We start from the raw sequence: 20,788 nt of genomic DNA, 5'->3' as shown, positions 1-20,788 counted from the left end.
CACCGAGCGCGGATCAGCTCACGGTGAGCGCGGTGTCGTCGACGACGAACGACGTCTGCAGGGACTGGTCCTCGATCCCGGCGAACTTGAGCGTCACCGTCTGGCCGGCGTAGGACGACAGGTCGATCGTCTTCTGCGCGTAGGCCGAGTTGCGGTCGAGGTTCGAGTACGTCGCCACCGCCGTCGAGCCGGCGGACACGACGAGCTTGTCGTAGACGACGTTCTCGGTCTCGGCGGTCCCGACGCGCAGCCAGAAGGTCAGGCTCGCGTGGCAGCCCGCGGGGATCGCCACCGACTGCGTCAGCGTGTCGGTGTGGGTCACGCCCTGGCCGCCGAGCCACGACGCGTAGCTGCCCGAGCGCGCCGGCGCCTGGCTGCCCCACTGGCCGATGGTGGTGTTCGGGTCGGACCACGACGTCTTGCCCGACTCGAAGCCCGGGTTCAGCAGCTTCTGGCCGGTGCAGTTGCCCGGCGGCGGTGTGGTCGTCGGCGGTGTCGTGGTCGGGGGCGTGGTCGTCGGGGGCGTGGTGGTCGGGGTCGAGTCGGTGCACGTCGGGTCGCCCGACTGCGCCGGCACGCTGACCGCGTTCCAGGCCGCCTTCACGGCGTTGAACTCGGTGCAGCTGTTCGGGTAGAGGTTCTTCGCGGCCTGCAGCGTCCACGTGCGGTAGCGCACGTACGAGCTGCCGGACGTCTTGAGCTGGACGGCGCCGTGCATGATGTTGATCGCCTTGCGGATGCCCAGGCCGGCCACGGTGGTGTTGTTGCAGGTCGGGCTGGTCGGCTGGCCGTTCGTCGGGTTGCTGCCCTCGGCGAGCAAGTAGAACCAGTGGTCGCCGGGCCCGGCCGCCTTGTGCACCTCCGCGTTCGGGGTGGAGCTGGAGTAGCAGTTCGGGTCGCCGACCTTCGACGGGTCGTACATGTAGCGGATCGCGCCGGTGCCGACCAGGTTGACCTCTTCGCCGATCGCGTAGTCCGGCGGGTCGTACTGCGACGGCTCGTTCGCGTAGAACTCCGTCGCGGTGCCGAAGGTGTCGGCGATGAACTCCTGCGTCCCGCCGCCGGAGAAGCCGCCGGAGCCGGAGTAGTCGTCGACGCCGTGGCCCATCTCGTGGCCCAGGATGTCGAGCGAGCCGACCCATTCGCCGCTCGGGTTGTGGCCGAGGTTCACGTACGCCGGGCGCGAGTTGTAGTAGTAAGCGTTTTCGTCGTCGAGGCCGACGCGGATCTTCCAGGCGCCGCCGTTGCCGGTGAAGCCGTTGCGGCCCACCCACTCCGACAGCATCTTCTTCTCGGTCTGGGTGACGAACAAGGCGTCCGCGCAGCCGGTCTCGATGTTCGTGCCGGTGCCGTTGCCCCAGCTGTCGTCGGTCCCGGTGAGGATCGAGTCGCTGCTGTAGTTGCGGCAGTCCAGGTTGGGCGTGTTCGGGTCGGCCATCGAGTAGGTGCTGCCGGACTTCGTGGTGTTCAGCGGCAGCGGGGCCGGCCCGTTCCACTTGCCGGTGCCGGTGCCCGCGGCGACGTGCTGCACGGTCCGCAGCACCCGGCCGTCCACGGCGTCGACGTAGACGCTCAGGCTGCTCGGCTCACCGTGTTCGTCCGTGCCTTCGACGTTGCTCTCGTAGGCGAGGCGGCCACTGCCGTCGGCGACGACGACGAGCTTCCCGCCGGGCAGGCCCTTCGGCCCGCGGACCTGCTTGGCGGCGACGGCGTCCGCCTGGGCCGCGGTGAGCTTGGCGCCGCGGACGTTCAGGTCGCCGAGGGGCTGCTGCTGGGCGACGGAGGTGGTCTTCACGGTGCCCGCGGAGTCGGTGGCGATGACCAGGTCGCCGCCGATCACGGGCAGGCCGTCGTAGGTCCGGTCGTAGACGACGTAGGACAGGCCGGACGCGGACCGCACGTCCCGCTGGACGAACTTGTCGTGCGACCCGGCGAACAGGGCGGCCGGGCGGGCGTTGACCAGGCCGGCCGCCGCGCTGGTGGCGTTGGCCTGGGCCTGCGCGGCGGACACCGCCGGGGGTGGCGTGGGGTCGGGCTGCGCGGGCGCGGCGACGGCGATGCCGACCACGACCATGCCCGCCGCCGTCGCCCCGCCGAGCGCGGCGAACCGTTGGGGCAATCTCATGACGCTCCTTGGACAAACTGGGGAAAGGGGAGGTTCCGCGCAGAACCCGGTCGACGCTAGACGCGGCTCGGGAGCGGCAGAAGATCCATCACACCCGCAAAGTTTCACGCCACGGCACTGTGAAACCGCGTGAAATCCGGTCACGGCACAGATCGCCGCGCCGCGCACCCCTCGTGTGATCCAGTTCATTTCCCGGACCGGGTGATTTGTCTCATTCATCCCCCGTGCGGGCACCTGGTCCACCTGCTGGTGGGCTGACCGGAGTTCTTCGGTGGACGGCCCGCTCCGGGCCGTCCACTGAGGACGGTCAGAGCGTCTCGAAGCGGATCCCCGCCTTGGTGAGCCGGTCGATCAGCGCGTCGCCCATCGCGGCCGCCGTGGTCACCTGGCCGGCCGTCTCCGGGAGGTCGTCGGTGGCCAGGCACAGCGCCGACTCCGCGAGCATCTTCGCTGTCTCGTCGTAACCCGGGTCGCCGCCGGACACCTCGGTCACCACGCGCCGGCCGCCGCCCTCGCCGATGAACCGCACCGAGAACCACGACCGCGCCCGGCGCTCCGGGCTCGGTCCGCCGCCGGGCGCCAGCAGCCGGGACAGCGCCCGCCGGGCCGGCGGGACCTGCGCGGCGGCGAACAGCGCGCCGACGCCGACCGCGCCGCCCGCCAGCACCGGCAGGTGCTTGACCGCGGCGAAGTGCCGGTAGGTGAAGTCCGGGCCGTAACGCTCGACCGCGGCCGCGGACCGGCGGACGATCTCGGGGTCGATCGTCGGCAGCGGCACGGCCCACCAGCCCGCGCCGGCCACCCGGTGCGGCCGGCCGAGCGGGGCCCGGGCGAACCGGCCCGTCGGCCGCGGTTCGGCGGCCGCGCGCTCGCGAGCCGCCCGCGCCCCGGCCGGCATCCGGGACATCACGGTCAGCGCGCTGAGGAACGTGCCGCCCGACGGCATCCCGCTCGCCCGGACGTAGCCGTCGACGCGCAGCGGCACGCCCTCGGGCAGCTGCCGCACGGTGAACCAGGCGCCGAGGTCGTGCGGGATCGAGTCGAACCCGCACGCGTGCACCAGCCGCGCGCCGGTCTCGCGGGCGCGTCGATCGTGCTTGAGGTACATGAGGTCGGCGAACTCGGGCTCGCCGGTCAGGTCGACGTAGTCGGTGCCCGCCTCGGCGCACGCCGCGACCAGCGGCTCACCCTGGTTCAGGTACGGCCCGACCGTCGTGATCACGACCTTCGTGGCCTCGGCGACCGCGCGCAGCGACGCCGGGTCGCCCGAGTCGGCGACGAGCAGGTCGAGCGTCGCGAACCGGCCGTCGATCTCCGCGAGCTTCGCCCGCACCGCCTCGAGCTTGCCGCGGTTGCGCCCGGCCAGCGCCCAGCGCAGGTCCGCGGGCGCGTGGCGGGCCAGGTACCCGGCGGTGAGGCCGCCGGTGAAGCCGGTGGCGCCGAACAGGACCACGTCGTGCGCGCGCATGTCTCCTCCAGGGGACGTCGACGGCGGACCTGCCCAGGTTACTAGCCGGTCACTTCCGGTCGCCCGTGTAGACGACGGCCGCCGCCACGGCTTCCACCGCGGTGATCACGTCGGCGATGCGGCGCGGCAGCGACTCGTGGGTGTCGGCCATCCAGGTCCGCACCTGCGCCCGGCCGAGCTCCGGTTCGCACAGGTCGGAGACCCCCGCGGTCCACGCGAGCAGCGCCAGGCACGCCGAGTGCGGGTCGGGCCGCTCGACGCCGAACACCGCCGACCGGGCCTTGCTGCGCGCGGCCGTCGAGACGAGCAGGTCCGCGGGCGGGTAGCGGTGCGTGCGGCGCAACAGCACCCGATCCGGGGCCCGGCGCACGAGCCCGAGCGCGATGAGGTTGTCGGCGGTGATCGACGGCAGCGTCGCGCGCAGGTGGTCGATCCAGTCGCGCACGCCGTACGCGGCGGATTCGGTGAGGATTTCGGAAAAGATCCGGTCCATGGTCGGAATTCCCGGCGGCCGCCGGGTGATCGGCCGGACTTTGCGGTCCTGGACGGTGATCCGGTCGGCGAACAACAGGTCGCACAACACCGCGCCGGCGAGCCCGATGCCGAGCGACGTCCGGCCGAGCACCGCGCGCCCGGTGAACTCGTCGTGCCCGAGGAAGAAGAACGAATCGACCAAGGTGAGCCGGCGCATGACGGAAATGGGCCCCCTGGGCTGTCGGCGGGAAGGATCCCGAAGATAGCGGTAGGGCTTCCGGCGGTTTCCGGCGCCACGGGTGTTTTACCCCGATCGGCCGTACCGCGGGCGGGGGCGCTGCCCCTACTCTGTGGACCGCCGCCATGATCAGCTTCGGCTCGAACGGCGCGGGGGTAATGGGGCGTGCCCGGCGGCACCACGGGTTTTCCGAGCAGTGGGAAAGGTTCATGCGCACGCACACGCCGGAACGGCGCGGCCTCGGCACCCGGCGCCTCGGTGCCGTTCAGATAGTGTTCTTCGTGGTCGCGGCGGCGGGCCCGCTCTACGCGATCGCCGGCGGGGTTTCGGCGACTTACGCTGTGACAGGCAGTATCGGCGTGCCACTTTCGTTCGTGGTGCTGGCTCCGGTGCTCGCGTTGTTCGCCGCCGGGTACGCCGCGATGAGCCGCTACATCACGAACGCCGGCGCGTTCTACCCGTACGTCGCCCACGGAATCGGGAAATCGGCGGGCACCGGCGTCGCCTACGTCACAGTGGTCGCCTACAGCTCGATCCAGCTCGGGATCTACGGCATCTTCGGCCTTTCCGTTTCGACGTGGCTGGGCACGCTGTTCGGCGTGCACGTGCCGTGGTGGCTGATCGCGCTGCTGACGGTGCTGGTCGTCGGCGCGGCCGGGGTGCTGCGGATCGACCTCAACGCCAAGGTGCTCGGTGTCGCGCTGGCGCTGGAGGTCGCGGTGCTCGTGGTGGCGGACGCCGGGATGTTCGCGCACCCGGCAGGCGGCCACGTTTCGCTGACGCCGCTTTCGCCGTCGAGCCTGTTCACGGCGGGTGTCGGCGCGGTCTTCGCCTTTTCCATCGCGGTTTTCCTCGGTTTCGAAGGCGCCGCGACCTACGGCGAGGAATGCCGCGACCCGAGCCGGACGGTCGGCCGGGCGACGTACATCGCGATCGGCCTGACCGCCGTGCTGTTCGTCGTTTCCTCGCTCGGAATGGCGGTCGCGACCGGGCCGGACCACATCGTGGAACGGGCCGTCGCCGAAGGGCCGGGACTGCTGTTCGGGCTGACCGGGGAACACCTCGGTCCGGTGTTTTCCCACGTGGCCTACGTCCTGTTCCTGACGAGCCAATGCGCCGCGATGCTGAGTTTCCACAACGCGGTCGGGCGGTATTTCTTCGCGCTCGGCCGCGACGGGCTGCTGCCCGTCGGGTTCAGCCGCACGAGCAAGCGCACCGGCGCCCCGATCGGCGGCTCGCTGGTCCAGACGACGATCGCGTTCGTCGTCGTCGCGGTGTTCGCGCTGGCCGGGCGCGACCCGTTCACCGACCTGTTCACCTGGACCGGCGTGACGGCGTCGACCGGCGTCACGATCATCATGATCGCGGTTTCGCTGTCGGTGGTCGGTTTCTTCCGGCGTCACCCGGGGACGGAGACGCGGTGGCGGCGCCTGATCGCGCCGCTGCTGGCCACGCTGGCGCTGAGCGTGATCCTGGTGCTCATCGTCGCCCACTTCGACGTCCTGCTCGGCCCGGCGGGTGCGAACCCGCTGCTGCGCTGGGGCCTGCCGGGGCTGCTGGTGCTGGCCGGGCTGGTGGGCTTCCTGCGGGGCGAGTCGCTGCGCACCCTGCGTCCGGACGTCTACGCCGGGATCGGCGGGCCGGTCCGCGAGGTGGAGGAGCTGATGAGCCGATGAGCGACGTCCGGGCCGCTGATCCGTCCGAAGTGGACGTCGTCATCGGCATCCTCGTCGCCGCGTTCCAGGACGACCCGATGAGCCGCTGGGTCTTCCCGGGCGACGACCGCCGCCGTACCCGCGCCCACCCGGCGTTCTTCCGCGCGCTCGCCGAGCTGGGGTTCGCGACCGGGAGCGTCGATCTGACCACCGACCACTCGGCCACGGTGATCTGGACCCCCGCCGGCGGGGACGGCGACCTCATGATCCCCGGGCTCGACGACGACGAGCTGCACCGGCTGGGCGCCCTGCTCGGGCTGATGGCCGCCCACGAGCCGCACGAGCCGCACTGGCACGCGCAGTTCATCGGCGTCCGGCCCGGCCGGCAGCGGGAAGGCGTCGGCACGCGGCTGCTCCGCCACGGCCTCGACCGCTACGACGCCGCGGGCGCGCCGACCTACCTCGAAGCCAGCTCGCCGGCCGGCACGCGGCTCTACCGGCAGCTGGGGTTCGCCGACCACGGCCCCGCGTTCTCGCCACCCGGCGGCCCGCCCATGCAGCCGATGCGGCGTCTCCCTGCCTGAGCCGTACCGGCGAGTACAGTGCGCGTTCGAACGCGAGGAGGCAGACGTGACCGAACGCTTCGGCAGCTACCAGAACGAGCTCTACCTGCAGGGACTCGGTGGTCAGCTGCCGCCGTGCTCGACCGACGCGACGAAGCTCGAAGCGTCGGCGCGCGAGGTCATGGCGCCCGGCCCGTTCTCCTACGTCGCGGGCGCGGCCGGCTCCGGCGCCACCGCGCGGGCCAACCGCGAGGCGTTCGACCGCTGGCGCGTCGTGCCGCGGATGCTGACCGGCGCCACCGACCGCGACCTGGCGACCACGGTGCTCGGCACCCGGCTGCCCGCGCCGGTGGCCGTCGCGCCCGTCGGCGTTCAGTCGATCGTGCACTCCGGTGCCGAGTCGGCCACGGCGCGGGCCGCCGCCTCGGTCGGCCTGCCGTTCATCCTCTCCACGGCGTCGTCGACCGGCATCGAGGACGTCGCCGCGGCCAACGGCGACGGCCCGCGCTGGTTCCAGCTGTACTGGCCCGGCGACCCGGACGTCTGCGCGAGCCTGCTGGCCCGGGCGAAGGCGGCCGGCTACACGGCGCTGGTCGTCACGCTCGACACGTGGACGCTGGCCTGGCGACCGTCCGATCTGGACCAGGGCTACCTGCCGTTCCTCAAGGGCGAGGGGCTCGCCGTCGCGTTCACCGACCCGGTGTTCCGCGGCCTGCTGGAGAAGACGCCGGAGGAGGATTCAGGCACGGCGATCCTGCGCTGGCTCGGCATGATCACCGGCGCCGACCGGACGTGGGACCAGCTGCCGTTCCTGCGCGAGCACTGGGACGGCCCGATCGTGCTCAAGGGCATCCAGCACGTCGCCGACGCGCGCCGCGCCGCCGAGGCCGGGATGGACGGCATCGTCGTGTCCAACCACGGCGGCCGCCAGGTCGACGGCGCGATCGGCGCGCTGGAGGCGTTGCCCGGCATCGTCGCGGCGGTCGGCGACCGGCTGGAGGTGCTGTTCGACTCCGGCATTCGCACCGGCGCGGACGTCCTCAAGGCGATCGCGCTCGGCGCCCGCGCGGTGCTGGTGGGCCGTCCGTGGGTCTACGGCCTGGCGCACGCGGGCGAGGACGGCGTGCGGCACGTGCTGCGGAGCTTGCTGGCCGACTTCGACCTGACGATGGGACTTTCCGGCCACCGCACCCTCGCCGACCTGGGCCCGGACTCGCTCCAGCGGACGTGAGGTAACAAATCGGGAAATCCGGGGACAGGGTCGGGACCGGTCGTTATCGTTCGAGTCCCATTGCGGGCCGTCGGGGGCGGTCTGCTCCTGTTTTCCTTGCCCGTTGGGGGTTTTCCTTGTCTTCCATCATGATGCGGATCGGCATCCTGTTCGCCGTCCTCGGCTTCGGCACGTTCGTCCTCGAGCAGTTCGACATGGAGTTCCGGCTGCTCTCGTGGGCCGACGACATGCAGCCCACGTTCGGGATCGTGCTGGGCCTCGTCGGCGTCGCGCTGATCGTCGTCTCGCTGGTGCTCAACCGGTCCAAGGCCGCGCCGCAGCCGCAGCAGCAGTTCGCGCAGCAGCCGCCGGCCCCGGGCGCCCCGCAGGGCTACCCGGGCCAGCCGCAGCAGCAGTTCCCCGGCCAGGCGCCGCAGCAGCAGCCCTACGCCCAGCAGCAGTACCCGCAGCAGCCCGGCCAGCCCGGCTGACGCTCGTCGTCCGTGAAGGCCTCCTTACCGGCTCTTATGGCCGGTAAGGAGGCCTTCACGGCTTTCGGGGGTGCCGCCGGTCACGCCGCGGGGATATTCAGGAGCCCGCGTCGTCACGCACGGCTATCCTTGGCCCGAGTATGTCCACACCATCCCCGTTCGAAGCGCTGCGTGCGCGCCTGCCCGAGCTGATGCCGCGCGACGAGCACCGGCTGCGCAGGCGGCTCGACGGTGCCCGCAAGGCCCGCGACCGCGACTCCGCCCTCGCCCGGATCGCCGCCGACGTCGACGCCGCCGAGCTGCGGCTGCTGTCGCGCCGCGAGAGCGTGCCCAAGATCGAATACCCCGAAGAGCTGCCGGTCAGCAGGCTCAAGGACGAGATCGGCGCGGCCATCGCCGCGCACCAGGTCGTGATCGTCGCGGGGGAGACCGGCTCGGGCAAGACCACCCAGCTGCCCAAGATCTGCCTCGAGCTGGGCCGCGGCGTCCGCGGCCAGATCGGGCACACGCAGCCGCGCCGGCTGGCCGCGCGCACGGTCGCCGACCGGATCGCGAGCGAGCTGAAGACCGAGCTGGGCGACACCGTCGGCTACAAGGTGCGGTTCACCGACCAGTCCGGGCAGGACACGCTGGTCAAGCTGATGACCGACGGCATCCTGCTGGCCGAGATCCAGACCGACCGGGCGCTGCGCCAGTACGACACGCTGATCATCGACGAGGCCCACGAGCGCAGCCTCAACATCGACTTCATCCTCGGCTACCTCAAGCAGCTGCTCCCGCGGCGTCCCGACCTCAAGGTGATCATCACCTCGGCGACCATCGACCCGGAGCGGTTCTCGAAGCACTTCGACAACGCGCCGATCGTCGAGGTCTCCGGCCGCACGTACCCCGTCGAGGTCCGCTACCGGCCGCTCGTCGACCCGGAGGATCCCGAAGGGGACGACGAGCGCGATCAGACCCAAGGCATCCTCGAAGCCGTCGAAGAGCTGTGCGCCGAGGGCCCGGGCGACGTGCTGGTGTTCCTCTCCGGCGAGCGCGAGATCCGCGACACGGCGGACGTGCTCAACCGCGCCGACCTGCGGGGCACCGAGGTCCTGCCGCTGTACGCGCGGCTGTCGGCGGCCGACCAGCACCGGGTGTTCCAGCAGCACACCGGGCGTCGCGTGGTGCTCGCGACGAACGTCGCCGAGACGTCGCTGACCGTGCCGGGCATCAAGTACGTCGTCGACCCGGGCACCGCGCGCATCTCGCGCTACAGCCACCGCACCAAGGTGCAGCGGCTGCCGATCGAGCCGGTGTCGCAGGCGTCGGCGAACCAGCGCAAGGGCCGCTGCGGCCGGACGTCGGACGGCATCTGCATCCGCCTCTACTCCGAAGACGACTTCGAGGCGCGGCCCGAGTTCACCGACCCGGAGATCCTGCGGACCAACCTGGCCTCGGTCATCCTGCAGATGACGTCGCTCGGGCTGGGCGACATCGCCGCGTTCCCGTTCGTCGAGCCGCCGGACCGCCGTCAGGTCACCGACGGCATCGGCCTGCTGCAGGAGCTGGGCGCGTTCGACAGCGAGGCCGCCGGCAACAGCGACCGGCGGCTCACCGAGACCGGCCGCAAGCTCGCGCAGCTGCCGGTGGACCCGCGGATGGGCCGGATGGTCCTGGAGGCCGCCCAGAACGGCTGCGTCCGCGAAGTGATGATCATCGCGGCCGCACTGTCCATCCAGGACCCGCGCGAGCGGCCGTCGGAGAAGCAGCAGCAGGCCGACCAGCAGCACGCGCGGTTCGCGGACCCGACGTCGGACTTCCTGGCCTACCTGAACCTCTGGGAGTACGTCGCCGAGCAGCAGAAGGCGTTGTCCAGCAACCAGTTCCGCCGGCTGTGCCGCAACGAGTACCTGAACTACCTGCGCGTGCGCGAGTGGCAGGACATCTTCAGCCAGCTCCGTCAGCTGGCCAAACCGCTCGGCATCTCGCTGAACACGAACACCGACGCCGTCGACCCGCAGAAGGTGCACACGTCGCTGATCGCCGGGCTGCTCTCGCACATCGGGCTCAAGGACCCGGCGAAGGGCGACTACCTGGGCGCACGCGGCGCGCGGTTCGGCGTGTTCCCCGGTTCGGCGCTGTTCAAGAAGCAGCCACGCTGGGTGATGTCGGCCGAGCTGGTCGAGACGTCCCGGCTGTGGGCCCGGGTCAACGCGCGCATCGAGCCGGAGTGGGTCGAGCCACTGGCGCAGCACGTCGTCAAGCGCAACTACTCCGAGCCGCACTGGGAACGCAAGCAGGGCGCGGTGATCGCGATCGAGAAGGTGACGCTCTACGGCGTCCCGCTGATCGCCGACCGGCGCGTCAACTACGGGCGGATCGACCCCGAGATGTCGCGGGCGCTGTTCATCCGGCACGCGCTGGTCGAGGGCGACTGGCAGACGCGCCACCACTTCTTCGCCGAGAACCGGGCGCTGCTGGAGGAGGTCGAGGACCTCGAGAACCGCGCGCGGCGCCGCGACATCCTGGTCGACGACCAGACGCTGTACGAGTTCTACGATTCCCGCGTGCCCGCGGACGTCGTTTCGGTGCGGCACTTCGACACGTGGTGGAAGAAGACCCGCCACGAGCAGCCGGACCTGCTGTCGTTCGAGAAGTCGATGCTCATCAACGAGACCGCGGGCGGCGTCCGCGAGGGCGACTACCCCGACTCGTGGACGCAGGGCACGCAGGCCTTCGCGCTGACCTACCAGTTCGAGCCGGGCGCGGACGCGGACGGCGTCACCGTGCACATCCCGCTGCCGGTGCTGAACCAGGTCACCGAGGACGGTTTCGACTGGCAGGTGCCGGGCTTGCGGTCGGAGCTGGTGACGCAGCTGATCAAGTCGCTGCCGAAGGCGGTGCGCCGCAACTTCGTCCCGGCGCCGGACACGGCGAACTACGTCCTTTCGCGAGTGTCCCCTTCGGACGGTCCGCTGCTGGAGGTGCTCGGCCGCGAGCTGCGTGCGTTGCGCGGTATCACGATCCCGTTCTCCGACTGGGACCTTTCTTCGGTGCCGGACCACCTGAAGGTGACGTTCCGGGTGGTGGACGAGCGCGGCAAGCGCGTGGCCGAGGGCAAGGACATCTCGCTGCTGCGGCTCAAGCTGGCGCCGAAGGTCCGGGAGACCATCTCGAAGGCGGCCAACAGCCTGGAGAAGGCGGGCCTGACGAAGCCGTCGTTCGGTTCGCTGCCAAGGGTTTTCGCTTCGACGCAGCGCGGCCACGACGTCAAGGCGTACCCGGCACTGGTCGACGAGGGCGCGACGGTGGCGGTCCGGATGCTGGACACGCCGGCCCAGCAGGAACACGCGATGTGGGCGGGCACGCGGCGGATGCTGCGGCTCAACCTGAGCTCGCCGATGAAGTTCATCACGCGGTCGCTGTCCAACTCCTCGAAGCTGGTGCTGAACCGCAACCCGCACGGCAGCGTCGCGGCGCTGCTGGAGGACTGCGTCGACTGCGCGGTGGACGCCCTGATGGCCACCGCGGGCGGCCCGGCGTTCGACGAAGCCGGGTTCGCGTCGCTGCTGGAGAAGGTCCGGGCCGGCCTGCACCAGACGGTGCTGGAGGTCCTGACGGAGGTGGAGAAGATCCTGCGCGCGGCGAACGACGTCGAGGTGGCGCTGCCCTCGACCCGCGGCCCGGCGGAGTCCCTCGCGGACGTGCGCGCGCAGTTGTCATCGCTGGTGTACCCGGGTTTCGTGACGGCGACGGGCGCGTCCCGGCTGCGCAACGTCGTCCGCTACCTGCAGGGGATCTCGCGGCGATTGGAGAAGCTGGCGTCGGAGCCGACCCGCGACCTGCAGCGGACGGCGGACATCGCGTGGATCACTTCCGAGTACGCCGAGGCTCGCGCTTCCCTCCCACCGGGCACGTCGTCCCCGGCCCTGGACGAGGTCCGCTGGATGATCGAGGAGCTGCGGGTCTCGTTCTTCGCCCAGACCCTGGGCACGGCGCACCCGGTCTCGCTGAAACGCATCACGAAGGCCTTGGACGACGCCCTGGCCTGACGCCGTGTCGCCCCTCCCATCACGCGAGTTACGCCCCCAATCACGCGAAATCCGTTTCTGATCACGCGAAATGCGCGCCGGATCACGCGAGTCCGTTGTACCGGAACGGCAAACTCGCGTACCTGGACGGACGACTCACGTACTCAGAGGGTCGGCTCGCGTACCTGGAGGGTCGGCTCGTGTGTCGGGGCTCCGAACTCGCGTGATCTGCGGTGGATCTCGCGTGTTTGAAGACGTGACTCGCGTGATTGGGCGCGTGACTCGGTTATTTCGCGTCGGCGTAGGTGTCGACTGGGGCTATGTGCATCGGGAAGCGGACCGGGCATGCCTCGCCGAACAGCATGGTCGCCGCCTCCGTGATGCTGTCCACAATGGACGACGAGACCACGTCGGCCAGCTCCGCCGGGGTGTGGACGATCACCTCGTCGTGCTGGAAGAAGACCAGGTGGGCGGGGGCGGGGAGGCGACGGCGGAGCGTGGCCAGCATCACCGCCGTCATGTCCGCCGCACTCGCCTGGACGACGAAGTTGCGCGTGAACCGGCCCCAGCCGCGCGACGCCCGGCGGGCCTTCAGTTCCGCCGCTTCGTCCGACGCCAGGCCGCCGGTCAGGGCACGCCAGGCCGCGGAAGGGGCGGGGGAGGTGCGGCCGAGACGAGAACGGACGCGCTCACCGCGTTCGCCCGCTTGGGCCGCGTGCTCCACATAGGACACCGCGTCCGGGAACCGTTGCCGCAAGAGCGCGAGCAACGGCCCCGCTTCGCCGGACGTGCCGCCGTACATCGCCGACAGCATCGCGATCTTCGCGCGGGCCCGGTCGTCGCGGTCGTCGTCCGGTGACAACGGGACCCAGTGGGCGCCCGAGAACAGCGCTTCGCCCAGCCGCGCGTACAGGTCCGTCGCCGCCGCGACGTCGGCCAGGCGGCGGTCGCCCGACAACGCCGTCAGCACCCGGGGTTCCAGCTGCGCCGCGTCGGCCACCACCAGCTTCCACCCCGGGTCCGCGCGGACGCACGTGCGCAGCACCTTCGGGATCTGCAACGCCCCGCCGCCGCGGCTGGCCCACCGCCCGGACACCACCCCGCCGACGACGTAGTGCGGGCGGAACCGGCCGTCGGTGACCCACTCCTCGAGCCACGTCCAGCCGTTCGCCGTGTAGAGCCGCGACAGCTCCTTGTACTCCAGCAGCGGCCCGACCGCCGGGTGGTCGATCCCCTTGAGGAAGTACTTCCGCGCGGACGGTATCTCGATCCCGGCCCGGGCCAGTGCCCGGACGACGCTCGGCGGCGAGTCCGGGTTGACCGCCCGCCCGCCGAAGGCCTCGGTGATCTTCGCCGCCAGCTCCACCAGCACCTTCGGCCGGTGCCCGGCCGGCACGCGGGGACCGAGCCGCGAGACCAGCAGCGCCTCGTGCAGGTCCGCGCGCCAGGGCAGGCCGTCGGCCGCCATCTCCACCGCGGCCAGCGCGCTCGCCGACTCCGCGGCCAGCAGCAGCCGGAACCGGTCCGGGTGCTCGACCGCCGCGGCCCGCCGGTCCTGCTCCGCGAGCACGCGCTGGACCGCCGTGACGACCGTCACGCCGTCGGGCAGCGTCGGCGTCCGCGTGTCGAACAGCGTCGGCTGAGCCAGCTCGACGGTCGCCGAATCCGACGGCGGCTCGTCACCGTTCGCCCTGGCCCAGGCCGCGCGCAGGCTCCGCGACTGGCCCTCCTGACCCGCGTGCGCCAGCAGCAGCCCCTCGACTAGCGAGAGGTCGTGACAACGCCGCAGCCGGACCCCGGCCGCCACCAGCACCGGGTAGGTGACCTCGACGGACGGGAACACCCACCGCGGGTCGAGCGCGGCCTCCAGCTCCCGGGCCAGCGCCGCGAAACCCGCCTCGTCCAGGCCGGTCACGGTCGAGGACGGCGAGTGCACGGTGAAGCTCCCGTCCTCCTCCTGCCCCACGATCACCTGCACGGACTCATTGTGCCGACCACCACCGACAGTTTCCGCGAGACCACGTCTGGTGCGGGGGCGACGGGCTTGGTTTACTGTCGAGTAGCCCCCATACCGCCGGTACGTCGTGCCGTCGGCGTGGGTCTCTTCCCGCAGCAACGGAGGTGCCCGGATGAGTCTGGTCGCGCTCGCCACGCAGGTGGCGGACAAGGTGGCCGAGACGGCGCGCAGTGTCGACGTGATGCGGCGGGCCGGGCTGGTGCCCTTCCCCCGCGTCGACGAAGGCCTCCGGTCCCTGGTCGCGATCCGCAAGTACGGGCCGTTCGCCGGCGCCAACCACATCTCCGCGCGCCGTGACCCGACCGCCGTCGGCATCGTCGACGAGGTCGGCCCGCTCACCTACAAGCAGCTCGACGACCAGTCGAACGCGCTGGCCCGGGCCTGGTCGGAGCGCGGGATCAAGCCCGGCCAGGTCGTCGCCGCACTGTGCCGCGACCACCGCGGCCTGGTCCTCACGATGGCCGCGGCCGGCAAGCTCGGCGTGCGCCTGCTGCTGATGAACACCGGCTTCGCCAAGCCGCAGCTGGCCGACGTCGCGAAGCGCGAGAACGTCACCGCGCTGGTGTACGACCAGGAGTTCACCGGCCTGCTGGACGCCATGCCGGAGAACGTCGACCGCTACCTGGCCTGGGTGGACGCCGACAGCGACCTGTCCGACCGGGACGTCCCGGTGCTCGCCGAGATCATCGCCAGCACCGACGACCGGCCGTGGCCCGCGCCGGCCAAGCCGGGCGGGTTCGTGCTGCTGACCAGCGGCACCACCGGGACGCCGAAGGGCGCGCCGCGGCCGCACACCTCGGCGCTGGCCTCGGCGCAGTTCCTCGACCGGATCCCGCTGCGCGCCAACGAAGCCACGTACATGGGCGCGCCGCTGTTCCACGGCACCGGCCTGTCGCAGTTCATCCTGTCCTTCGCGCTCGGTTCGACGGTCGTGATGCGCCGCAAGTTCAGTCCCGAAGAGACACTGCGCGGGGTGGCCGAGCACAAGTGCACCGCGCTGGTGCTCGTGCCGACCATGCTGCAGCGCATCGTCGACCTGCCGAAGGACGTCCTCGGCAAGTACGACACGTCGTCGCTGCGGATCGTCTTCGTCGCCGGCTCGGCGCTGTCGCCGGATCTGGGCAACCGCGCCAACGAGGCGTTCGGCCCGGTCGTGCACAACCTGTACGGCTCGACCGAGGTCGCCGTGGCCACCGTCGCGACGCCGGAGGACTGGGTGAAGGCCCCGGGCACGGTCGGCCGTGCGCCGGTCGGCTGCAAAGTCGCGCTGTACGACGAAAAGGGCGGCCGGGTCACCGAGCCGCACGTCACCGGCCGCGTGTTCGTCGGCAGCGGGCTCAGCTTCGGCGGCTACACCGACGGCCGCCACAAGGAGATCATCGACGGCCTGCTCTCCAGCGGCGACGTCGGCCACTTCGACGAGGACGGCCTCCTGTTCATCGACGGCCGCGACGACGAGATGATCGTCTCCGGCGGCGAGAACGTGTTCCCGATCGAGGTGGAGAACCTCCTCGTCGAGCGCGAGGACGTCCTGGAGGCGGCGGTGATCGGCGTCGAGGACCCGGAGTTCGGCCAGCGGCTCAAGGCGTTCGTCGTCCTGGCCGACGGCGCGGACCTCGACGTCGACGCGGTCCGCGACTACGTCAAGGCGAACCTGGCTCGTTACAAGGTCCCCCGCGACGTCGAGTTCCTCGACGAGCTGCCGCGCAACGCGACCGGGAAGGTGTTGCGCACCAAGCTTTCCTGAGCCGCTACTCCCAGTCGATGCCGAAGACGCCGGGGCCGAAGTCGAGGGCCACGGCGTGCACGCCGTCCGCGCCGTCCAGCTTCAGCGGGCGGCGCGACATCGAGCCGGCGGTGTCGTTGCGCGAGTACTGCCAGCAGTGGCCGGGCGCGGTGCCCGGCGCGAACCGGACCTCCAGCAGGTATTCGCGCACCGGGCGGCGGAACTCGCGGTAGTGGGTGTTGCGGCACTCCGGGTACGGCGGGCCGCTGTTGGTCAGGGTGTACTCGATCAGGTGCGTCTCGCCGCGGTCGATCGGCTGGTCGAAGACGAGTTCGGCGACGACGAGGCCGTGCTTCTCGTCGACCTCGGCGCGCCCGACCCGGCAGTTGCGCACCGCGTGCAGCTCCGGCGGCCCGGCGGCCGGGTCGTCCTGGGTGTAGACCAGCAGCCAGCGGTCCAGGCCGTCGGTGCCGGCCTGGAAGACCGCGCGGGCGGTCACCGAGCGCTGGCCGCCGTCCTCGGCGATCTCGCAGAGGTCGTGCAGCCCGACCATCTTCAGCGGGTGCTGGCGCTCGAGCGCGTCCGGCGCCCCGACCTTCGCGAGCATCGGCAGCAGCACTTCGCGTGGGAACGACATGGGCTCGCCGCCGGCCTGGCGCTTCCCGGCGCCGCCACGGGGGCGCGGCGGGGGCAGCAGGCCGAGCAGGGACCCGGCGGGGACGTCGAGGATTTCTTCGAGGCTGCGCACCGCGGACAGGGAGCTCTGCCGCTCCGGCTGTCTTTTGCCCGACTGCCAATAACTGAGCGCGGTGACGCTGACGACGACGCCGCGGGCCCGCAGCCGGGCCTGGATGCGGTCGAGGGAGAGCCCGCTGGTGGCGATGGCCGCGCGCAGCCGGGTGGCGAACGCGGTGCGTTCACCTTCCTGACCGCCGCTCACCACGTGGTCCGCCGTGCTGCCCGCCATTGCCGATCCGACCCGCCCCGTGCCGTCCCCCGACGATCCCCGACACGGTGCACGTTAGCAGGATTCCGGGCATGATCCGCGTCCCTCTTCACCGGGGCTGTCGATCGCTCCGGACGTGCGTCCACTCGGGCGAACGGGCTAGTACTGGCAACTGTGAACCATTGCCCCGGCCTGGGCGGACGCGCTTGTATGACTTGCCTGCGCCGGTGGCACCGCCTCCCCCTCACGGCCCACCCGGGCGCAGGCGAACCGGCCGCGTGAGCGGTTCCGGCTCCGGTTCACCCGGCCGCGTTGTGCGACCGGCCGGTGTGGCCGCGCGATGACCGGTGGCCCGGCGACGCCCCCAGCGCCGGGCCACCGGTCTTATTACCACCGGGTAGCATCCGGTCCATGACGCTCCGGAAGAACATCCTGATCACGGGCGCGAGCAGCGGCTTGGGCGAGGGCATGGCCCGGCAGTTCGCGGCGAAGGGACGCAACCTCGCGTTGTGCGCCCGGCGCACGGAGCGCCTGGAGAAACTCGCCGCCGAGCTGATGGCGGCCCACCCCGGGATCAAGGTCGTGACGCGCACCCTGGACGTCACCGACCACGACAGCGTCTTCCGCGTCTTCGAGGAGTTCCGCGCCGAGCTGGGGTCCCTCGACCGGGTGATTGTGAACGCCGGGCTCGGGAAGGGGCAGCCGGTCGGCAAGGGCCGGTTTGACGCCAACCGCCAGACCCTCGAAGTCAACTTCGTCGCGGCCGCCGCGCAGATCGAAGCCGCCGCCGGGATCTTCCGCGAGCAGGGCTCCGGGCACATCGCCGTCGTCTCGTCGTTCAGCGCGATCCGCGGCCTGCCCGGCAACCTCACCGCGTACGCCGCGTCGAAGGCGGGCATCTCGACGTTCGTCGACGGCACCCGCGCCGAGCTGAAGCGCAAGGGCATCAAGGTCACCGACATCCGGCCGGGCTACATCGAGTCCGAGATGAACGACCGGATCGGCCGGAACCCGTTGCTGGCCAAGGCCGACGCCGGGGCCCGCGCGCTGGTGAAGGCCATCGAGGCCGAGGGCTCGCGGGCGTACGTCCCGGCGTGGCCGTGGGTGCCGCTCAGCCTCGCCATGCGCGTCGTGCCGGTCTGGATCCTGCGGAAGTTCGCGTGAGCATCAACAGCACCGACAGCACGGTCGACGTCCGCGCCGAGGACGTCTTCGACGCCGCCGCGGTGCACGAGTGGCTGGCGGTCCGCGTCGACGGCCTCGGCGACGAACCACCGCGGGTCCGGCAGTTCCCCGGCGGCGCGTCGAACCTGACCTACCTGCTGACCTACCCCGGCCGCGAGCTGATCCTGCGCCGCCCGCCGGCCGGGCACAAAGCCGCGTCGGCGCACGACATGCGGCGCGAGTACCGCGTGCAGCACGCCCTCAAGCCGGTGTTCCCGTACGTGCCGAAGATGCTCGCCTTCGGCGACGACCCGGCCGTGCTCGGCGGCGACTTCTACGTGATGGAGAAGCTCGACGGCCTGATCCTGCGCGGCGACCTCCCCGAGGGCATGACGCTGGCGCCGGAGCAGGCGCGCGAGCTGTCCGGCAAGGTCGTCGACCGGCTGGTCGACCTGCACGCCGTCGACGTCGAGCGCGCCGGGCTGAGCGACCTCGGCAAGGGCGCGGGGTACGTCGAGCGGCAGATCCGCGGCTGGTCGGAGCGGTTCACCGCGGCGCGCACGGACAACGTCGGCGACTTCGCCGAGGTGCGCGAGTGGCTGGCTTCGAACCAGCCTGGCGAGGTCAAGATCTGCTTGATCCACAACGACTACCGCCTCGACAACCTGGTGCTGGACGGCCCGTCGACCCTGAACATCACCGGCGTCCTCGACTGGGAGATGGCGACGCTCGGCGACCCGCTGATGGAGCTGGGCAGCATGCTGGCGTACTGGGTGGAGGCCGGCGACGACGACGTCATGCAGGCCAGCCGCCGCCAGCCGACGCACCTGCCGGGCACGTTCACCCGCGAGGAGTTCGTCGCGCGCTACGCCGATAAGACCGGGCTCACGATCGGCGACTGGCGGTTCTACGAGGTCTACGGCCTCTTCCGGCTCGCCGCGGTGCTGCAGCAGCTCTACCGGCGCTACCACGACGGCGCCACGCGCAACCCGGCGTTCAAGGACTTCTGGCAGTTCGTCGGTTACCTCGACTGGCGCTGCCGCGAGATCATCGCGAAGGGGAAGGTCTGAGTGGGCGCGATCTACCTGGTCCGGCACGGACAGGCGTCGTTCGGCGCGGCGGACTACGACGCGCTGTCCCCGCGCGGCTTCGAACAGTCCACTGTGGTCGGTGCGGAACTGCTGCGCCGCAACGTCTCCTTCAGTCAGGCCCGGTCGGGCACGCTCGCCCGGCAGCGCGACACCGCGGCGACGGCGTTGAGGGTGCTGGGCACCGACGTCCCCGTGGCCGAGGATCCGCGCTGGAACGAGTACGACCACGTCGACATCGGCGTGCACCACGCGGGCGGCGCGCCGCAGGAGGACTCGCGCGCCTACCAGGGGGTGCTGGACAAGGCGCTGACGTCGTGGATCGAGGCGGGCGCCGACGGCCCGTGCGCGGAGACGTGGCCCGCTTTCCTCGCCCGCTGCCGCGGCGCGCTGGAAGACCTGGTCGCGACGCTGGGCAAGGGGGAGCACGCGGTCGTGTTCACCTCCGGCGGCGTGATCGCCACCGTCTGCGGCGCGCTCCTGGGCACGCCCGAGGTGGGCCTGCTCAAGCTCAACCGCGTCACCGTCAACGGCGGGATCACCAAGCTGGTGTCCGGCCGCGGCGGCGTCACGATGCTGTCGTTCAACGAGCATCCGCACTTCGAAGCGGACGCGGCCCAGCTGCTCACCTACCGGTAGGAGACGTTCGATGCGGTTCGGCGAAGTCACGCTCCTCGAGGTCGGCGGCCACGGCCCGGAGGACGTCGTCCTCGACGGCGAGGGCCGGATCTACACCGGCGTCGACGACGGCCGCATCCTGCGGCACACCGCGGACGGCCGTGGCGCCGAGACCATCGCCGACACCGGCGGCCGTCCCCTGGGCCTGGAGCTGTACGGCGACGACGAGCTGCTGATCTGCGACGCGCGGGCCGGGCTGCTGGTGATGCCGCTGGCCGGCGGCACGCCGAGGACCCTGGCGACGTCGGCGCTGGGCCTGGACTTCGTGTTCTGCAACAACGCCGCCGTGGCCGCGGACGGCACGATCTACTTCACGGACTCCTCGCGCCGCTTCGGCATCGACAACTGGCGTGACGACCTGATCGAGCAGACCGCCGGCGGCCGCCTGCTGCGCCGCACCCCGGACGGCGCGATCGACCTGGTCCTCGACGGCCTCCAGTTCGCCAACGGCGTCGCGCTGGCCCCGGACGAGTCGTTCGTGGCGGTCGCGGAGACGGGCGCCTGCCGCGTGACGCGCGTCTGGCTGGACGACGGCCGTTCCGACGTCTTCGTCGACGACCTGCCGGGCTTCCCGGACAACATCTCCACGGGCACGGACGGCCTGATCTGGATCACGCAGGCGTCGCCGAAGGTGGCCGCTTTGGACGTGGTCCGCCGGTTGCCGGCTTTCGTGCGCGCGGGCGTCCGCGCGCTCCCGACGTGGCTGCAGCCCCGCCCGGGCCGCGAGGTCGGCGTGCTGGGCGTCGCGCCGGACGGCAAGGTGCACCGCGAGCTGCGCGGCGAGATCGACGGCTTCCACATGCTGGTGGGCGTCCGCGAGTGGCGGGGCCAGCTGTACTTCGGCTCACTGGAGGAGTCGAAGATCGCGGTCACCCGGGTCTGACCGGTCGTGAGTGAGAAACAGTGTTAGAACACTGTTTCTCACTCACGAC

At 71.4% G+C, this 20,788-nt stretch carries 15 protein-coding genes; 10 read left to right on the top strand and 5 right to left on the bottom strand.

Annotation, left to right across the window (positions count from 1 at the left end):
• Nucleotides 1-13: 13 nt before the first annotated feature.
• From OHS58_RS26095 to OHS58_RS26085, 3 genes are all read right to left on the bottom strand, one after another.
• Nucleotides 14-2,125: a M4 family metallopeptidase gene (locus OHS58_RS26095; RefSeq protein WP_328644310.1), complete on the bottom strand. Its 2,112-nt coding sequence runs from the start codon at nucleotides 2,123-2,125 to the stop codon at nucleotides 14-16.
• A 307-nt stretch (nucleotides 2,126-2,432) separates the two neighbouring features.
• Nucleotides 2,433-3,593 carry a saccharopine dehydrogenase family protein gene (locus OHS58_RS26090; RefSeq protein ID WP_328644309.1) on the bottom strand — a complete coding sequence of 387 codons (1,161 nt, stop codon included), beginning with the start codon at nucleotides 3,591-3,593 and terminating at the stop codon, nucleotides 2,433-2,435.
• Between the two features lie 49 nt (nucleotides 3,594-3,642).
• Nucleotides 3,643-4,284 (bottom strand): GOLPH3/VPS74 family protein, encoded by a 642-nt coding sequence (locus OHS58_RS26085; protein ID WP_328644308.1) that lies wholly within the window; start codon nucleotides 4,282-4,284, stop codon nucleotides 3,643-3,645.
• 179 nt (nucleotides 4,285-4,463) lie between these two features.
• Between OHS58_RS26085 and OHS58_RS26080 the strand changes: the two genes are divergently transcribed.
• From OHS58_RS26080 to hrpA, 5 genes are all read left to right on the top strand, one after another.
• Nucleotides 4,464-5,981 (top strand): APC family permease, encoded by a 1,518-nt coding sequence (locus tag OHS58_RS26080; protein WP_328649860.1) that lies wholly within the window; start codon nucleotides 4,464-4,466, stop codon nucleotides 5,979-5,981.
• Entirely contained in the window at nucleotides 5,978-6,544 is a 567-nt protein-coding gene (locus OHS58_RS26075; protein WP_328644307.1) for a GNAT family N-acetyltransferase, read from the top strand. Before OHS58_RS26080 ends, OHS58_RS26075 begins: the two co-directional genes overlap by 4 nt.
• Before the next feature lie 46 nt (nucleotides 6,545-6,590).
• Complete coding sequence (locus OHS58_RS26070) at nucleotides 6,591-7,754, top strand: lactate 2-monooxygenase (RefSeq protein WP_326943575.1); 1,164 nt, start codon at nucleotides 6,591-6,593, stop codon at nucleotides 7,752-7,754.
• 116 nt (nucleotides 7,755-7,870) lie between these two features.
• Complete coding sequence (locus OHS58_RS26065; RefSeq protein ID WP_328644306.1) at nucleotides 7,871-8,224, top strand: hypothetical protein; 354 nt, start codon at nucleotides 7,871-7,873, stop codon at nucleotides 8,222-8,224.
• Between the two features lie 140 nt (nucleotides 8,225-8,364).
• Nucleotides 8,365-12,258, top strand: coding sequence for an ATP-dependent RNA helicase HrpA (gene hrpA / locus OHS58_RS26060; RefSeq protein ID WP_328644305.1), 3,894 nt, complete (start codon nucleotides 8,365-8,367; stop codon nucleotides 12,256-12,258).
• A gap of 265 nt (nucleotides 12,259-12,523) precedes the next feature.
• Here hrpA and OHS58_RS26055 read toward each other — a convergent pair whose 3' ends face one another.
• Nucleotides 12,524-14,215 (bottom strand): bifunctional 3'-5' exonuclease/DNA polymerase, encoded by a 1,692-nt coding sequence (locus OHS58_RS26055; protein WP_328644304.1) that lies wholly within the window; start codon nucleotides 14,213-14,215, stop codon nucleotides 12,524-12,526.
• A gap of 151 nt (nucleotides 14,216-14,366) precedes the next feature.
• Between OHS58_RS26055 and OHS58_RS26050 the strand changes: the two genes are divergently transcribed.
• Nucleotides 14,367-16,001 carry an acyl-CoA synthetase gene (locus OHS58_RS26050; RefSeq protein WP_326943571.1) on the top strand — a complete coding sequence of 545 codons (1,635 nt, stop codon included), beginning with the start codon at nucleotides 14,367-14,369 and terminating at the stop codon, nucleotides 15,999-16,001.
• A 4-nt stretch (nucleotides 16,002-16,005) separates the two neighbouring features.
• Here OHS58_RS26050 and OHS58_RS26045 read toward each other — a convergent pair whose 3' ends face one another.
• Nucleotides 16,006-16,947, bottom strand: coding sequence for a hypothetical protein (locus tag OHS58_RS26045; RefSeq protein ID WP_326943570.1), 942 nt, complete (start codon nucleotides 16,945-16,947; stop codon nucleotides 16,006-16,008).
• Between the two features lie 390 nt (nucleotides 16,948-17,337).
• Here OHS58_RS26045 and OHS58_RS26040 point away from each other — a divergent pair, with 390 nt between their 5' ends.
• The 4 genes from OHS58_RS26040 to OHS58_RS26025 are packed head-to-tail and all read left to right on the top strand — an operon-like array spanning nucleotide 17,338 to nucleotide 20,739.
• Nucleotides 17,338-18,090 (top strand): SDR family oxidoreductase, encoded by a 753-nt coding sequence (locus tag OHS58_RS26040; protein WP_328644303.1) that lies wholly within the window; start codon nucleotides 17,338-17,340, stop codon nucleotides 18,088-18,090.
• Nucleotides 18,087-19,160 (top strand): phosphotransferase family protein, encoded by a 1,074-nt coding sequence (locus OHS58_RS26035; RefSeq protein ID WP_328644302.1) that lies wholly within the window; start codon nucleotides 18,087-18,089, stop codon nucleotides 19,158-19,160. Before OHS58_RS26040 ends, OHS58_RS26035 begins: the two co-directional genes overlap by 4 nt.
• Entirely contained in the window at nucleotides 19,161-19,817 is a 657-nt protein-coding gene (locus OHS58_RS26030) for a histidine phosphatase family protein (RefSeq protein ID WP_328644301.1), read from the top strand.
• A 10-nt stretch (nucleotides 19,818-19,827) separates the two neighbouring features.
• Complete coding sequence (locus tag OHS58_RS26025) at nucleotides 19,828-20,739, top strand: SMP-30/gluconolactonase/LRE family protein (protein WP_328644300.1); 912 nt, start codon at nucleotides 19,828-19,830, stop codon at nucleotides 20,737-20,739.
• The last annotated feature ends 49 nt before the right edge of the window (nucleotides 20,740-20,788 follow it).

It is taken from the genome of Amycolatopsis sp. NBC_00348 (assembly GCF_036114655.1).
GTDB lineage: Bacteria > Actinomycetota > Actinomycetes > Mycobacteriales > Pseudonocardiaceae > Amycolatopsis.
The sequence above is the reverse complement of the archived record's forward strand: the minus strand, read 5'-3'. Positions and strand labels throughout refer to the sequence as shown.

Coding starts and splice junctions, on each gene's coding strand:
- OHS58_RS26085 (WP_328644308.1), bottom strand. CDS start 4,284: ATGCGCCGGCTCACCTTGGTCGATTCGTTCTTCTTCCTCGGGCACGAC.
- OHS58_RS26090 (WP_328644309.1), bottom strand. CDS start 3,593: ATGCGCGCGCACGACGTGGTCCTGTTCGGCGCCACCGGCTTCACCGGC.
- OHS58_RS26080 (WP_328649860.1), top strand. CDS start 4,464: ATGGGGCGTGCCCGGCGGCACCACGGGTTTTCCGAGCAGTGGGAAAGG.
- hrpA (WP_328644305.1), top strand. CDS start 8,365: ATGTCCACACCATCCCCGTTCGAAGCGCTGCGTGCGCGCCTGCCCGAG.
- OHS58_RS26075 (WP_328644307.1), top strand. CDS start 5,978: ATGAGCGACGTCCGGGCCGCTGATCCGTCCGAAGTGGACGTCGTCATC.
- OHS58_RS26040 (WP_328644303.1), top strand. CDS start 17,338: ATGACGCTCCGGAAGAACATCCTGATCACGGGCGCGAGCAGCGGCTTG.
- OHS58_RS26025 (WP_328644300.1), top strand. CDS start 19,828: ATGCGGTTCGGCGAAGTCACGCTCCTCGAGGTCGGCGGCCACGGCCCG.
- OHS58_RS26095 (WP_328644310.1), bottom strand. CDS start 2,125: ATGAGATTGCCCCAACGGTTCGCCGCGCTCGGCGGGGCGACGGCGGCG.
- OHS58_RS26050 (WP_326943571.1), top strand. CDS start 14,367: ATGAGTCTGGTCGCGCTCGCCACGCAGGTGGCGGACAAGGTGGCCGAG.
- OHS58_RS26045 (WP_326943570.1), bottom strand. CDS start 16,947: ATGGCGGGCAGCACGGCGGACCACGTGGTGAGCGGCGGTCAGGAAGGT.